Source organism: Candidatus Avedoeria danica (assembly GCA_016703025.1).
Classification (GTDB): Bacteria; Chloroflexota; Anaerolineae; order Epilineales; family Epilineaceae; genus Avedoeria; species Avedoeria danica.
The window spans coordinates 331,903-344,740 of the sequence record JADJCV010000005.1 but is presented as its reverse complement, the minus strand read 5'-3'; the positions used below and the strand labels follow the sequence as shown (position 1 = coordinate 344,740).

The 12,838-nt window shown below is 71.7% G+C and carries 14 protein-coding genes; 6 read left to right on the top strand and 8 right to left on the bottom strand.

Features of this window, described 5'->3' with window-relative positions; all coding sequences use genetic code 11:
• Positions 1-13 precede the first annotated feature (13 nt).
• The 5 genes from yidD to murA all read right to left on the bottom strand — a co-directional run bounded on the left by yidD (position 14) and on the right by murA (position 3,282).
• On the bottom strand, positions 14-223 hold the full coding sequence (yidD, locus tag IPG72_15890) for a membrane protein insertion efficiency factor YidD (GenBank protein ID MBK6770460.1): 210 nt from the start codon (positions 221-223) through the stop codon (positions 14-16).
• Entirely contained in the window at positions 199-573 is a 375-nt protein-coding gene (gene rnpA, locus IPG72_15885; GenBank protein MBK6770459.1) for a ribonuclease P protein component, read from the bottom strand. The genes yidD and rnpA overlap by 25 nt, the downstream gene beginning before the upstream one ends.
• 18 nt (positions 574-591) lie before the next feature.
• On the bottom strand, positions 592-741 hold the full coding sequence (gene rpmH, locus IPG72_15880; protein MBK6770458.1) for a 50S ribosomal protein L34: 150 nt from the start codon (positions 739-741) through the stop codon (positions 592-594).
• Positions 742-841: 100 nt separating this feature from the next.
• Positions 842-1,858, bottom strand: coding sequence for a rod shape-determining protein (locus tag IPG72_15875; protein ID MBK6770457.1), 1,017 nt, complete (start codon positions 1,856-1,858; stop codon positions 842-844).
• Positions 1,859-1,923: 65 nt separating this feature from the next.
• Positions 1,924-3,282 carry a UDP-N-acetylglucosamine 1-carboxyvinyltransferase gene (murA, locus tag IPG72_15870; protein MBK6770456.1) on the bottom strand — a complete coding sequence of 453 codons (1,359 nt, stop codon included), beginning with the start codon at positions 3,280-3,282 and terminating at the stop codon, positions 1,924-1,926.
• A gap of 310 nt (positions 3,283-3,592) precedes the next feature.
• Between murA and IPG72_15865 the strand changes: the two genes are divergently transcribed.
• From IPG72_15865 to IPG72_15840, 6 genes are all read left to right on the top strand, one after another.
• Positions 3,593-5,305 (top strand): YifB family Mg chelatase-like AAA ATPase, encoded by a 1,713-nt coding sequence (locus IPG72_15865; GenBank protein ID MBK6770455.1) that lies wholly within the window; start codon positions 3,593-3,595, stop codon positions 5,303-5,305.
• A 200-nt stretch (positions 5,306-5,505) separates the two neighbouring features.
• Positions 5,506-6,132: a YdcF family protein gene (locus IPG72_15860; protein MBK6770454.1), complete on the top strand. Its 627-nt coding sequence runs from the start codon at positions 5,506-5,508 to the stop codon at positions 6,130-6,132.
• A gap of 148 nt (positions 6,133-6,280) precedes the next feature.
• The gene (locus IPG72_15855; protein ID MBK6770453.1) at positions 6,281-7,090 is read left to right on the top strand and encodes a metallophosphoesterase; all 810 of its coding nucleotides are present in this window, start codon (positions 6,281-6,283) and stop codon (positions 7,088-7,090) included.
• Positions 7,091-7,179: 89 nt separating this feature from the next.
• A complete protein-coding gene (locus tag IPG72_15850; GenBank protein MBK6770452.1) occupies positions 7,180-7,896 on the top strand; it encodes a VWA domain-containing protein in 717 nt (238 codons plus the stop codon).
• Between the two features lie 7 nt (positions 7,897-7,903).
• Positions 7,904-8,725 (top strand): protein phosphatase 2C domain-containing protein, encoded by an 822-nt coding sequence (locus tag IPG72_15845; protein MBK6770451.1) that lies wholly within the window; start codon positions 7,904-7,906, stop codon positions 8,723-8,725.
• 79 nt (positions 8,726-8,804) lie between these two features.
• A complete protein-coding gene (locus IPG72_15840) occupies positions 8,805-10,625 on the top strand; it encodes a hypothetical protein (GenBank protein ID MBK6770450.1) in 1,821 nt (606 codons plus the stop codon).
• Positions 10,626-10,644: 19 nt separating this feature from the next.
• Here IPG72_15840 and IPG72_15835 read toward each other — a convergent pair whose 3' ends face one another.
• Genes IPG72_15835 through IPG72_15825 form a run of 3 tightly spaced genes read right to left on the bottom strand, consistent with a single transcriptional unit; the run spans position 10,645 to position 12,837 of the window.
• Entirely contained in the window at positions 10,645-10,983 is a 339-nt protein-coding gene (locus IPG72_15835; protein MBK6770449.1) for a translation initiation factor, read from the bottom strand.
• A complete protein-coding gene (locus tag IPG72_15830) occupies positions 10,967-11,386 on the bottom strand; it encodes a hypothetical protein (protein ID MBK6770448.1) in 420 nt (139 codons plus the stop codon). The genes IPG72_15835 and IPG72_15830 overlap by 17 nt, the downstream gene beginning before the upstream one ends.
• On the bottom strand, positions 11,383-12,837 hold the full coding sequence (locus IPG72_15825; protein MBK6770447.1) for a glycosyltransferase family 4 protein: 1,455 nt from the start codon (positions 12,835-12,837) through the stop codon (positions 11,383-11,385). The genes IPG72_15830 and IPG72_15825 overlap by 4 nt, the downstream gene beginning before the upstream one ends.
• Position 12,838 lies beyond the last annotated feature (1 nt).

The window sequence follows — 12,838 nt, the reverse complement described above, 5'->3', positions numbered from 1 at the left end:
GTCTGAACGTGCCCTACGGCACGGGGTCGTATCCACCGGGATGGAACGGGTGACAGCGGCCGATCCGCTTCATCGTCAGCCAGCCGCCGTGCCAGACGCCGTAGCGCGCGATCGCTTGCGCACCGTACTCCGAACACGACGGCGTGAACCGGCAGCTCGGCGGCAAGACCCGACTGAGCGTGCGCTGATAGATGCGGATCATGCCGACGGCAAGTCGACGCATTGGGCTTCCGTCACCAAATCCAATCGCCGGAGGAGCGACCCCAACGCCTGATCGAGCGCGACGGTGTCGAGGTCAACAAGCGGTGCGCGCACGATGATCACGATGTCCCACCCCGCCCGAACTTGACCATAACGAAGCCGCATTCGCTCGCGAATCCGACGCTTGATCCGATTGCGGGTCACGGCGTCCCCGACACGCTTGCCGGTGACGATGCCGATCCGCGATTCGCCGTCCGGCCCGGCAGGCCGCGGCGCAGCCAGTACGACGAAGGCGCTGTTGGCCCGCGACCGCCCTTCCCGCCGCACGCGACGGAAATCATCGCCCGACCGCAGCCGGACTGCGCGCCGCATCGTCCTCGGGCGCCTCTGCTACTTGTGGTGCAGGTCGACCACCAGGGACTTGCGGCCGTGCCGTCGACGTCGCTTGAGCACGTTGCGCCCGTCCGGCGTCGACATCCGCTTGCGGAAACCGTGGGTCGTCAGTCGCTTGCGCTTGTTGGGCTGCCAGGTGCGCTTCATTTCACGATCCTCTGGGGCTCGGCGTAGGGCGCGATTCGCCCGCGATAAGTGCAATCCGCGATTCTATACAACGTGCCGCCGGCTGCCAAGCGCGGCGGGACTATCCCAGCGCCGGCAACGTCCGCCGGATCATCGGGTAAGCCTCCAGCGCCCGCCCCGCACCGAGCGCCACGCATGCCATCGGGTCGTCGGCCACGAAGAACGGCACGCCGATCTCCTCGGTCAAGAGCACGTCCAGATCGCGCAGCTGCGCGCTTCCGCCGGTCATGACGACACCGCGGTCGATGATGTCGCTGACGAGCTCGGGCGGCGTGCGCTCGAGCACCTCGCGCGCCACGCCGATGATCGCCTGAACGGGCTCGGCCAACGCCTCGGCCACCTCGCTCATCTTGAGCGAGATCGTCTTCGGCAGCCCGGTGACCTGATCGCGCCCGCGAACGTCCATCGTCAGGTCGTCCTCCGGTCGCTCCGGCTTGATCGCGCTGCCGATCTCGACCTTGATCTGCTCGGCCGTTCGGTCGCCGATGAGCAGGTTGTAGCGGCGCTTGACGTAGGCGGCGATCGCCTCGTCCATCTTGTTGCCGCCGACCCGCACCGAGCTTGCGACGACGATCCCGTTCATCGCAATGACCGCGGACTCGCTCGTTCCGCCACCCATGTTGAGGATCATGTTGCCCGTCGGCGTGCCGACCGGCAGGCCGGCGCCCATCGCCGCAGCCAGCGGCTCGGGGATGAGGAAGGCCGATTTGGCGCCGGCGGCCTCGGCCGCGTCGCGCACCGCGCGGCTCTCGACGCTGGTGACCCCCACCGGGACGCTGATCATCACCTCGGGCTTGAAGAGCGGCATCCGGCCGCACACCTTCGTGATGAAGTAGCGAAGCATCGCCTCTGTCACGACATAATCTGCGATCACGCCGTCCCGCAGCGGCCGGGCGACCTCGATTGTCTCCGGCGTACGGCCCAACATCGCCTTGGCCTCGTCCCCGACGGCGATCACGTGGTTGTCGCCGGCGGAGATCGCCACGATCGACGGTTCGTTGAGAACGATGCCCCGCCCGCGCTCGTGGACGAGCACGTTGACTGTGCCCAGGTCGATGCCGATATGACGGGTGAACATGCTGCCTCCGCAAGCGCCGCTTGTGTGGCGCCGGTCGTACGAATCGTGTTTGGCCGAGCGGCCCGCTAGGCGGGTGCGCTCTCCAACCACTCCGCGTGGCCGACGGCGCCGAGGGCGCACAGATTTTCGATCAGTCGGTTGTAGCCACGCTCGACGGTGTGGGCGCCGCGGATCCGCGTGTCACCATCAGCCGCGAGTGCCGCAAGCATGACGGCAGCGCCGGCCCGCAGGTCCTGGGCGGTCACCGTCGTTCCATGCAGCACGGACGGACCGGTGACGACGGCCGTTGAGCCGTTGACACGAATGTCCGCGCCCATTCGCTGCAGCTCATAAGCATACGTCATCCGGGCCTCGAACACCGTTTCCTGGACAATGCTCTCGCCGATGGCCTGTGTCAGCAGCGCGGTGAAAGGCTGTTGGAGGTCCGTCGGAAAGCCCGGATAGAAGTAGGTATGGACATCGACTGCCCGAAGCGGACGATCCACGACCACCCGGACGCTGTGGTCGTGCTCCTCGATCGTCGCCCCCGCCTCCACGAGCTTGCCCATCACCGAGCGGAGATGGTCGGGCACGATGCGCTCGACCGTGACGTCACCGCGCGTGATCGCGCCGGCAAGGAGATACGTGCCGGCTTCGAGCCGATCGGGCATCAGGCGATACACCGAGCCGTGCAAGCGCGGGACGCCCTGGATGACGAGCTGGCGCGCCGTCGACGCCCACGCGATCCGCGCGCCGAGCGACCGCAGGAAGTCGACGAGCTCGAGCACTTCCGGTTCGATGCTGGCGTTGTCGATGACGGTCAGCCCCTCGGCCAGCACGGCCGCCATGATGATGTTCTCCGTGCCGGTATGGCTCGGGACGTCCAGCAGGATGTTCGCGCCCTTGAGGCGGCCGCTGGCGGCGAACCGATGGTCGACGTTGGCCACTTGCGCGCCCAGCGCCGCAAAGCCCTTGCTGTGCACGTCGACGGGCCGGGAGCCGATGTTGCAGCCGCCCGGCCGAGCCGTGCTGGCCTGGCCGAAGCGCGCCAACAGCGGGCCCATCACCAGGAAGCTGCCGCGGAACCGTTCGGCCAGCGCGTCGGGCGTCGTCCGCGTGCGGATGTCGGCGCAGCACACCGTCACGCGACTCAGCGCCGCCTCGTGCTCGACCTCGGCGCCCATGTGGCGCAGGAGGTCGAGCATGACCCGGACGTCGGCGATATCGGGCACGTTCTCGATCGTGCAGCTGTCGGCGGTCAGGAGCGTGGCGGCCAGAATGGGCAGCGCCGCGTTCTTGGCGCCGCCGATCTGCACCGTGCCGGACAGACGCGCGCCGCCTTGCAGCACGTAGATGCGTTCACGGGACGGGGGATCGACCACGGAATCGACCACGGGATCGACGATCGGGGACCGAACTGGGGAATCGGTCAGGGCGAGGGTCATGTGCGCACCCGCTGGGGAGGCTGGGCAGGGGCACCCAGGCGAGGGCTAGTATACCCGAACGGTCCGGCCCGATGAACGCGCCCGGCGTGCCCAAACCGCCGCGCCACCGCTGATTGCCCGACGCCGGGGCCGACGATCCTGAGGCGCCGCCGGCTGGCCAAACGCGTGATCGCCGCCGCACCCGATGTCACCTGCGTGTCCGCAGCGTGTCGCCATCCTGTCCCGGTCGCCCTGCCCAAACCCGCCTCTGCGCCGTACAGTGGGACCCGCCGCCGGGTCGAACCACCGGCTGTCCGTCGAGGAGGACAGGATGCTCGCTCGGATGTGGAGCTGCGCGTTGGCCGGTCTGGAGGGCGAGCTCGTGCAGGTCGAGGTCGACATCCACCACGGCCTGCCGCACATCACGCTCGTCGGCCTCCCGGATATGACGGTGCGCGAGTCCAAGGACCGCCTGTACGCCGCGCTGCGCAACGCCGGATTCGGCTTCCCAATGGCCCGGATCACGATCAACCTGGCGCCTGCGCACGTCCGCAAGATCGGTCCGCACTACGATCTGGCGATCGCGCTCGGGATCCTGGCGGCCAGCGAGCAGCTGCCCGGCGCTCTCAATGGCGCGTTGGACGACGCGCTCGTGTTCGGCGAGGTTGCCCTCGACGGTCGACTGCGGCGGACGCACGGCGTCCTCCCGGTGGCGGTCGCCGCCCGCAACCACGGCTTCCGACGGGTCATCGTGCCCGCTGCCAACGGCGCCGAGGCCGCCCTCGTCCCCGGCCTCGACGTCGTCGCATCCGACAGCCTGCGCCAACTCGTCCAGCACCTGCGCACCGGCGCCCCGCTGCCGCCGATTGCCGCCGTTCCGTCGCACACCGCGCCGGCGCCGCACACCGACCTCAGCGACGTCCGAGGCCAGGAGCACGCGCGCCGCGCCCTCGAGATCGCCGCCGCCGGCGGGCACAACCTGTCGTTCACCGGCCCGCCGGGCGGGGGCAAGACGATGCTGGCGCGCTGCCTGCCGTCCATCCTGCCGCCGCTGTTGCTCGAGGAGGCGCTGGAGGTCACCGCGGTCTATTCCGTCGCCGGCCTGCTGCCCAGCGACGTGCCGCTCATCCAAGCGCGCCCGTTCCGCGCACCGCACCATACGATCTCCAACGCCGGCCTGATCGGCGGCGGCTCTTGGCCGCGGCCGGGCGAGGTCTCGCTGGCCCACCACGGCGTCCTGTTCCTCGACGAGCTGCCCGAGTTCGACCCGGCGGTCCTCGAGAGCCTCCGCCAGCCCATCGAAGACCGGCGCGTCACGATCGCCCGCGCCGCCGGCAGCGCGATTTTTCCGGCCAGCGTGACGCTGATTGCCGCCCGCAACCCCTGTCCGTGCGGCTATCACGGCGACCCTGACCACGCCTGTACGTGCGCCGTCGCCGCCGTCCTGCGCTACGGGCGTCGTGTCAGCGGGCCGCTGATGGACCGCATCGACCTCCACGTCGAGGTGCCCCGCGTCCCGCATGAGAAGCTTCTGGGTGGGCCGACCGGCGAGAGGTCGGTCGCCGTACGCGCCCGGGTGGTGGCCGCGCGGGAACGCCAGCGGGCGCGGCTGGGGGCAGCGGAGGGTCCGGCGGCGTCGCCCGCAGCGGTCGACCGCCGGCGCCAGCGCGAGTTGGCGGTGCGAGCCCACGATCCGGCCGGCGCGGAACGACGATCGATCGCTGTCGCGTCGGCGACGCCCGGGTCTCCGGACAACGACACTGCGACGGACGACCGATCGCTGCCGGGCTTCGGTTTCGTCGGCGCCGCCGCCGCGCGCTGCAACGCCGAGCTATCCGCAGCCCAGGTCCGCCGCGACTGCCGCATCGACACCGACGGCGAGGCTCTGCTCCGGACGGCGATGCGGCGGCTTGGCCTTTCGGCACGGGCGTTCCACCGCATCCTCAAGGTATCCCGGACGATTGCCGATCTCGAGGCGGCCGACGGGATCGCGACCCGCCACGTGGCGGAGGCGCTGCAGTACCGGCCGCGGCAGGGGACGTGATTCCAGCACGACGGCCATTACTCCGGCATCGGAGACCACAATTACCGCACGGTAGGGGCAAGGCGTGCCCCTACCGGCGCATGTCGGACGACCACGATCCGCATTGGCCGACGATTGCGGCACCCATCGACGGTTGCGCGGCGGCGGCGCGGCGGTCGGCGGGCGTTCGAACACGGCGCGAAGGCGGTACGCTGTGCGCCATGAACACATGCCCAGGTTTCCAGAGCGTCCTTCGCCGGAACGTCGGCGCGCTGTTCGTCGCGCTGACCGCGTTGGCGGCCGTGATCGGCGGCGGGGCGGCGCGCTACATGGCGGCGGCGGCGCACGACCGGACGTACACCGTCGTGCAGGCACCGCACCGCAACACGGCCATCGTCTTCGGCGCCGGCGTCTGGCCGAGCGGCGCGCCGACGCCGATCCTCTTCGACCGCGTCGCGACGGCGGCCGAACTGTACGTGCTCGGCACGGTCGATGGGCTCGTCATGAGCGGCAGCGTCGGGCCGGGCGCTTACGACGAGCCGGGCACGATGGCGCGTCTCGCGGAGCAGCTGGGCGTCCCGGCCAGAGCGATTCGGTTGGACACCAGCGGCACGAGCACCTGGGCCTCGTGCTCCGGCTGGGTCGCGGCGCACCCATCGGAAACGTCGCTGCTCGTCACGCAGGCCTACCACATGCCGCGCGCCCTGTTCGCCTGCCGCCGCTTCGATGCGAACACGATCGGGGTGGCCGCCGACCGGCGGACCTATCCCGCGGTCCACGCCGCGTGGTGGCGGCTGCGCGAAGGCCCGGCGTCGCTGAAGTTGCTCTGGGTGGCATTGGATCGCTGATCTCTTCGGGCGGCGGCGGCATCGTGCCCATCGCCGTCACGCTCGAGCGGTGGCCGTCGTTCATTCGTCCGGCGCGTACCGCTGGGCCGCCGCCATCACGGTGCGGTATCCTCCGACGCAGGATCCCCCGGGCCGACGATCGACGAGGATGGCCATGCACGCGGGCGACGTGACCTTCGTCCACATCACGGACAGCCACATCGGGCCGAGCGCCGACTACCGGCGGCACGGCCTTGCCGCGCTGCCTTGCGCCGAGCGCATCGTGGAGACGATCAACGCGCTTGTGCCCCAGCCGGACTTCGTCCTCCACACCGGCGATGTCGTGACCGAGCCGCACGACGCCAGCTACGCGTTGGCGGCGGGCGTGTTCGGGCGGTTGACCGCGCCGACCTACTACGCGGTCGGCAACCATGACACGGCAGCCGACCTGCGCCGCTGGATGCGCGTCGGCCCGCACGTGCCCCTCCTGCCCGACGACGGCCCGTGGTCGTACGCCTTCGAGGTGCGCGGCCATCGTTTCCTGGCCGTCGATGCGCGCGGACCGGACGCGATCGATCCGCAGGGCGCTCTCTCGGCAGCGCAGTGGTCCGTCCTCGAGCGCGAGCTCACCCCCGACGGCCCGCCGTTGACGCTCTTTACGCACTTCCCGCTGCTGCCGATGGGAAGCCCGTGGATCGACCGGACGATGCTCGTCCGGGACGGAGATGGGCTGCATGACCGCCTGGCCGCCGTTGCGAATCGGGTGCGCGGTGTGTTCTTCGGCCACATCCATCAGCCGCTGCACATGTCGGTCGACGGCGTCCTCTACTCCGCGGCGCCGAGCACGTTTGCCCAGCTGACGGGTTGGCCGACGGACGAGGTGGCGGGCGCAGACCCCGTTGCCTTGCCCGGCTACGCCGTCGTGCGCCTCACCGCCGCCGGAACGACGGTCCGGACGCTATCGTTCCCCCGTCCGTAAGCGGGTGCGCGCGGCCGGCGGACCCAGGCGACGAGTTGACAAGGATTCACGCAACGGAGGTCGACCCGATGGAAGAACGATCCGATCCCATGCACGGCGATGTCCTTGCCGGCGTCGAGTTCGCGGACAACCCCGAGCCGCGCTGTGCTGTCGCCCTCGTGCTGGACACCTCGGGCTCGATGCACGGTCGGGCGATTGCCGAGCTGAACGCCGGTCTGCAGTCCCTTGCCGCGGCGCTGAAGGCCGATACACTGGCCAGCCTGCGTGTCGAGATCGGGGTGCTGACGTTCGGCGGCGGCGTCCGTGTCCTCGACCCGGCCGGCGGGGCAACGGCGCCCGCCGACCCGGCGGACGCCTTCACGACCGTCGACCGATTCGTGGCGCCGACGCTCGTCGCCGACGGCGAGACGCCGATGGGCGAGGCCGTTGGCCGGGCGCTGGCGCTCCTACGGGCGCGCAAGGAACGCTACCGCGCGAACGGCATCGACTACTTCCGGCCGTGGCTCCTGCTGGTTACGGATGGCCGCCCGACGGACCGCGGCTGGGAGGCGGCGGCCGACGAGGCGCGGGCCGAGGAGGGACGGCGCGGCGTCTCGTTGTACGCCGTCGGGGTCGAGGGCGCGGACATGCGGACGCTGGCTCGTTTTTGCGGTGAGGATCGGCCGCCGCTCAAGCTGGCCGGGCTGGCCTTCAACGAGCTCTTTGCGTGGCTGTCGAAGAGCCTCTCGGCCGTGTCCCAGTCCCGGCCGGGCGACCAGACGCCGCTGCCGCCGGTCGGCTGGGCGGTGGCCGACACGTCCCATTGAGCGGCAGTTGAGCGGCGCCGGGGGGTGGCGATGGGCGGCGGCGTCCATCGCCGGCACGTCGCACCGCGTGACGGGCACGGACTGCCAGGACGCACATGCTGCGGCCGTCCGAACGGATGGGGCGTTGGTTGCCGCCGTGGCGGACGGCGCCGGCAGCGCGCCGCACAGCGCGCGGGGGGCGGCGGTCGCGGTGGCCGCCGCCGTCGGCACGTTGGTGCGTGACGGAGGCCCGGCCGGCATGGGGCCGGTGGGGACCGTCGACGCGGACGGCGACGTCGAGGCGCGGCGCGAACGGGATGCCGAGGGGATGGCGGCCGCACTGCATGCTGCGAGGGCGGCCGTCGAAGTCCTGGCGGACGCCGAGGGATGGCCGACCCGTGACCTGGCTTGCACGCTGTCGTGCGCGATCGTCCGCCCTGAAGGCGTGCTCGCGGCCCAGATCGGTGATGGCCTCGTCGTCGCGGTCGGGCGGGACGGCGTGGTCACGGCGGTGACCGTGCCGGAGCGGGGCGACTATGCGAACGAGACGACCTTTCTGACGAGCGAAGGCGCGGTCGCCGCCGCGCTGGACGTGATGACGCGGGCGGACGGCGACGTGGCGGCCGTTGTGCTGCTGACGGACGGCCTGTTGCGACTGGCGCTCGACTTGGCGACGGCGACCCCGCACGCCGCCTTCTTCCAGCCCCTCGTCCGCTTCGCTGCCGCCATCGATCACGTCGAGACCGCCACGGCTCAGCTCGCCGCGTTCCTTGACTCGCCGCGCGTCCGTGCCCGGACGGATGACGACCTGACGCTGCTCGTCGCCGCATACGGACCGGCGGAACCATGATCGGATCGCCTGCGCCGCGTGCCGTCGAGCCGGGTGGCGCCGTCACGACGCAACCCTCGCGCGTCGGGTCGTGCAGCGCGTGATCGTCCGAACGGCGACCGGTGCCACGGTCGAGCTCGGCGTGGAGATCGCGCGGGGCGGCGAAGCGGTCATCCACCGCGTCGTCGGCGACGACCGGCTGCTGGCGAAGGTCTTCTTCACCGATCGCACCGCGATGGCGGACAAGCTAAGGGCGATGCGCGATCATCCGCCCCCCGACCCGGCCGGCGTCCAAGGCCACAGCGCGATCGCCTGGCCGCGCGAGCTGCTCCTCGATGACGCCAAGCGGCTGATCGGCTTCCTCATGCCGTACATTCGCGATGCCGTGCCGGCGCTCGACGTGTTGAACCCGCGGCGCCGCGCGCAGACACTGCCGGACTTCGACCGGGCCTATCTTCACCGGGCGGCGCGGAACCTTGCCTCCGCGCTGGCGGCGCTGCACGCGGCCAAGGTCGTCGTTGGCGATCTGAACGAGCGGAACGTCCTCGTCACGCCGCGCGCGCTCGTGACGCTCATCGACGCCGACTCGTTCCAGATCCAACGGATCCGCCCGGCCGAGATCGTGTTCTATCCGTGCCCGGTCGGCCGGGCGGAGTACACGCCGCCCGAACTGCAGGGCCAGCCGTTCCACGACACCGTCCGCCTGCCGGAGCACGACGCCTTCGGCCTGGCCGTGCTCCTCTTCCAGCTCCTGATGGCCGGCAGCCACCCGTTTCGCAGCGCCTGGCTGGCCGACAGCGAAGCGCCTCCGCTCGAAGAGAAGATTCGTCGCGGCTGGTTCCCCTACCTGGAGCGGCCTGCTGCGCCGGTCGCGCCGCCGCCCGGCACACCGGCGCTCGGCGCGCTCCACCCCGCGGTCGTCGACGGCTTCGTCCGCGCCTTCGCCCACGGCCATGCGGACCCGCATCGACGACCGACCGCGGAAGATTGGGCACACCGCCTCGAAGAGGCCGAAGCCCACCTCATCCGCTGCCCGACCGGCCACGCCTTCGCCGACCACCTGGCGGTGTGCCCCGACTGCGGCGCACGCCGCCGCGGCGCGCCGTGGAGCGCCCGACGCAGCCCGCCGCCGACCCGTGTCGCCGGGACCACGGCCGCCGCGACGGTGCCCCGGGCGGTTGCGCAAAGGCCATCGCTCGCCAGCACCGCGTCACCCCGTGCCGGATCGCCGCCTGCCTCGCGACGTGCGTTGGCCGGCCTGCGCACCATCGGGCGCTCCTTTGCCCGCGCGCTCATGCCGCCGCCGATGCCGTCGACCGGAACGCCGCCGACCGCCCTGCGTCGGGCGCGTATCGGCGCCCGGCACGTGGCGGCGACGACAGCGCAGGCAGTCATCGCCGCCAGCGGCGCCGTTGCGATCGGGCTCGTCGTGACCGGCATCACGTCGCTCGGTGCCCTGTCGTCCGGCGCCGATGCGGATCCTGCGCTGCGCCAGTCCGTCGCCGGTTGGCTGGCCGGTGGGCTGGCGATGGCGGCCGTCGTGTTCGCGCGCTCGGCCGTCGAGCGTCGGACCGCGCCGGCGACGCCGTCCGCGTCGACGCTGCGCCTCGGCCGAGCGGTCGGCGAGCCGATCGTCGGGTGGACGGTCGGTTGGATCGTCGCAACGTCCCTCGTCGTCGTGCCGGGGTGGGTGCGGCACGCGGGGCCGGGCGCTGGGCTCGCGGCGGCGGCGAGCGGTGCGACCGGCGTATCCGTGTCGGAGATCGGCTGGGCCGTCGGTTGGGCCACCTTCGGTGCCGTCGCCGGCGCGCTGGCGGTGGAAGGCGGACCACCGGTGCCGGCCCGCGCGGCAGCGCTGTTTGCGGCGATCGGCTATGGGGTGGCGCGGGGGGTGCTTTGGCTGGTCGCTGCGATGCCGTGATCCGGATGGCGATATGTCGTCAGCCGCCGGTGAACTTCGTCTTGTAGCCGAGCTTCTGCAGGGTGGCCGCGATGGCGTCGCGGTGGTCGCCCTGGATCTCGATCGTGCCGTCCTTGACGGTGCCGCCGGTGCCGCAGGCGGTCTTGAGCAGCTTGCCGAGCGCCTTGAGTTCGTCGGGGCGAAGCTGGAACTCGTAGGCGACGGTCACGGTCTTGCCGCCGCGGTGCTTCTTCTCGCGCCGAATCGCAACCGTCTGCTCGGCAGGTGGTCGGCTCGAGCCCGGCCCCTTGTCGACTCCGGCCTTGGGCGCTTTGCCGCCGTGCGTGCTGTAGACCAGGCGGTCACGACCCGTCGGCATCGGAGTCCTCCGCTCGCGACGGCTCGTCGGCCGCCGACCCGGCGAGCAGCTCGGCCATCAGCGCGCCGGCGTGCTGCATCATCCGGCCGCGGGGCACGACACGCCGCGCCCCCGCCCGCGTTGCTGCCGCCAGCAGATCCGCCGCCACGTGCGGGCCGTAGGCCAGGACCGGCACGCCGGCCGCGACCGCGGCGCCGATGCGGTCGAGGGCGCCGGGCGCGGTGAGGTCGACGACGGCGCCGGCCGGGCGCGGGTCGGTGGCCAGTGCGGCCGCCCAGGCGTCGGCGTTCACGCTGTCCAGGGGCACGCCCGCCGCGCGCGCCGCCTCGCCGACGCGGACGTCGGCCATGACGTCGGGAATCGAGGCGATGAGCGTTGCCGTGGTCGATACCGGGCTGTTCATGGGCGGCGGTTCCTCCAGCGGACGACGATGGCGTGGACGGCGGCGACCTCGCGGTCGATCCGTTCATCCCACGAGACGAGCGACGTGGCGGCGTACTGGGCCGCGCCGGCGGCGAGCACGGTGCGCAGCGCGTCATCGGTCAGGACGCGGATGAGCGACGGCGCGATGACGCCCGCGTCGTCCGGTGGGAGCAATAGGCCGTTTTCGCCGTCCGTTACGACATCGCCCGTCCGGCCGTTGGCCAGCGTCACGACCGGCAGGCCGGCGACGAGCGCCTCGAGCAGTGTGTTCGACAGGTTCGAGTAATCATAGAGCGCGACGAACACATCTGCGGCGCGCAGGTACGGCGGCAGGGCGTCGCGCGCGACGAAGCCCTCGAAGCGGATGCGGCCCGCGACGCCGAGCGCGGCGGCGCGCCGCTCGAGCGCCGGCCGCGCCGGACCATCGCCGACGATGAGCGCCACGACGTCGGGCACGGCGGCTGCGATGGCGGGCAGGGCGTCGATCAGACGGTCGGCGCGTTTGATGTCGACGAGCTGCGACACCCAGACGAGCACGGGGACGTCCGCCGCGATGCCGAGGGCGGCGCGGGCCGCCGGCCGGTCGGGCGCCGTGGCAACCCACGCCGCGTCGGTGCCGTTGCGCCAGAGCCAGAGCCGCGCGGCCGGCACGCCAAGCCAGGCCGTGATCTCGGCGGCATCGATCGTCCCGTCGTCCGTGACGATCACGGCGCCGGTCGGCAGGCGGAAGGCGAGGAGTTCGTCGAAGCGGGCGAGCCAGAGCTTCGTCCACGCGAGTGCGCGGCGCAGGCGGTTCGGTGCGTGTGTCGACGTTCGCATGCGGGACGACGCGGCCGTCCGGGCCTGTGGCGCTCCAGCCGGGCGTGATGATGCGCCGATGCCGGGCCCGACGCCGGGCGTGTCGCTGCCTGTCGCCAGGATGCCCCGTACATGCTGGACGAAGACGCTGCCCATGATTCGCCCGAACGACGGGATGCCGCGCCGCCGGCCGATCCAGGCGGCGATCGGGATCCCGGGGTTGTTCACGCCGTACGTCGCCGCAGGCCGCAGCCGCCGCGCGAGCCTTTCGGCCTTGACGATGCCGAGGACGACGAACTGCAGCCACCACAGCCGGAACTTCAGGTGGCGGACGATCGCCCGGTCCTCGCCGCGGACCTGGCTGAGGTAGGAGTGCTCGGCGTCGTAGACGAAGTCGACGCGATCGAGCGGGATGCGGAAATAGTGGACGGTCACGCCGTCGACGGACGACTCGGCGACGCCGCGCCGGTTGGTCGCGCAGAGGACGTGGACATCCCAACCGGCACGCTGGAAGCCGCGCAGGGCGTGGAAGACCGTCGGCTTGCCCTTGTGCGGGCCGGCTTCCCAGATGAAGGGGGTGGCGACGAGGAGAACGGGGGCGGTCGGCGAGGCACGCCGAGAAGATGCCGACATC

Excerpts from the sequence above, each read along its gene's own strand:
- yidD (MBK6770460.1), bottom strand. The coding sequence starts at position 223 with ATGCGTCGACTTGCCGTCGGCATGATCCGCATCTATCAGCGCACGCTC.
- rnpA (MBK6770459.1), bottom strand. The coding sequence starts at position 573 with ATGCGGCGCGCAGTCCGGCTGCGGTCGGGCGATGATTTCCGTCGCGTG.
- IPG72_15860 (MBK6770454.1), top strand. The coding sequence starts at position 5,506 with ATGAACACATGCCCAGGTTTCCAGAGCGTCCTTCGCCGGAACGTCGGC.
- IPG72_15825 (MBK6770447.1), bottom strand. The coding sequence starts at position 12,837 with ATGTCGGCATCTTCTCGGCGTGCCTCGCCGACCGCCCCCGTTCTCCTC.
- IPG72_15855 (MBK6770453.1), top strand. The coding sequence starts at position 6,281 with ATGGCCATGCACGCGGGCGACGTGACCTTCGTCCACATCACGGACAGC.
- rpmH (MBK6770458.1), bottom strand. The coding sequence starts at position 741 with ATGAAGCGCACCTGGCAGCCCAACAAGCGCAAGCGACTGACGACCCAC.
- murA (MBK6770456.1), bottom strand. The coding sequence starts at position 3,282 with ATGACCCTCGCCCTGACCGATTCCCCAGTTCGGTCCCCGATCGTCGAT.
- IPG72_15835 (MBK6770449.1), bottom strand. The coding sequence starts at position 10,983 with ATGCCGACGGGTCGTGACCGCCTGGTCTACAGCACGCACGGCGGCAAA.
- IPG72_15830 (MBK6770448.1), bottom strand. The coding sequence starts at position 11,386 with ATGAACAGCCCGGTATCGACCACGGCAACGCTCATCGCCTCGATTCCC.
- IPG72_15850 (MBK6770452.1), top strand. The coding sequence starts at position 7,180 with ATGCACGGCGATGTCCTTGCCGGCGTCGAGTTCGCGGACAACCCCGAG.
- IPG72_15875 (MBK6770457.1), bottom strand. The coding sequence starts at position 1,858 with ATGTTCACCCGTCATATCGGCATCGACCTGGGCACAGTCAACGTGCTC.
- IPG72_15865 (MBK6770455.1), top strand. The coding sequence starts at position 3,593 with ATGCTCGCTCGGATGTGGAGCTGCGCGTTGGCCGGTCTGGAGGGCGAG.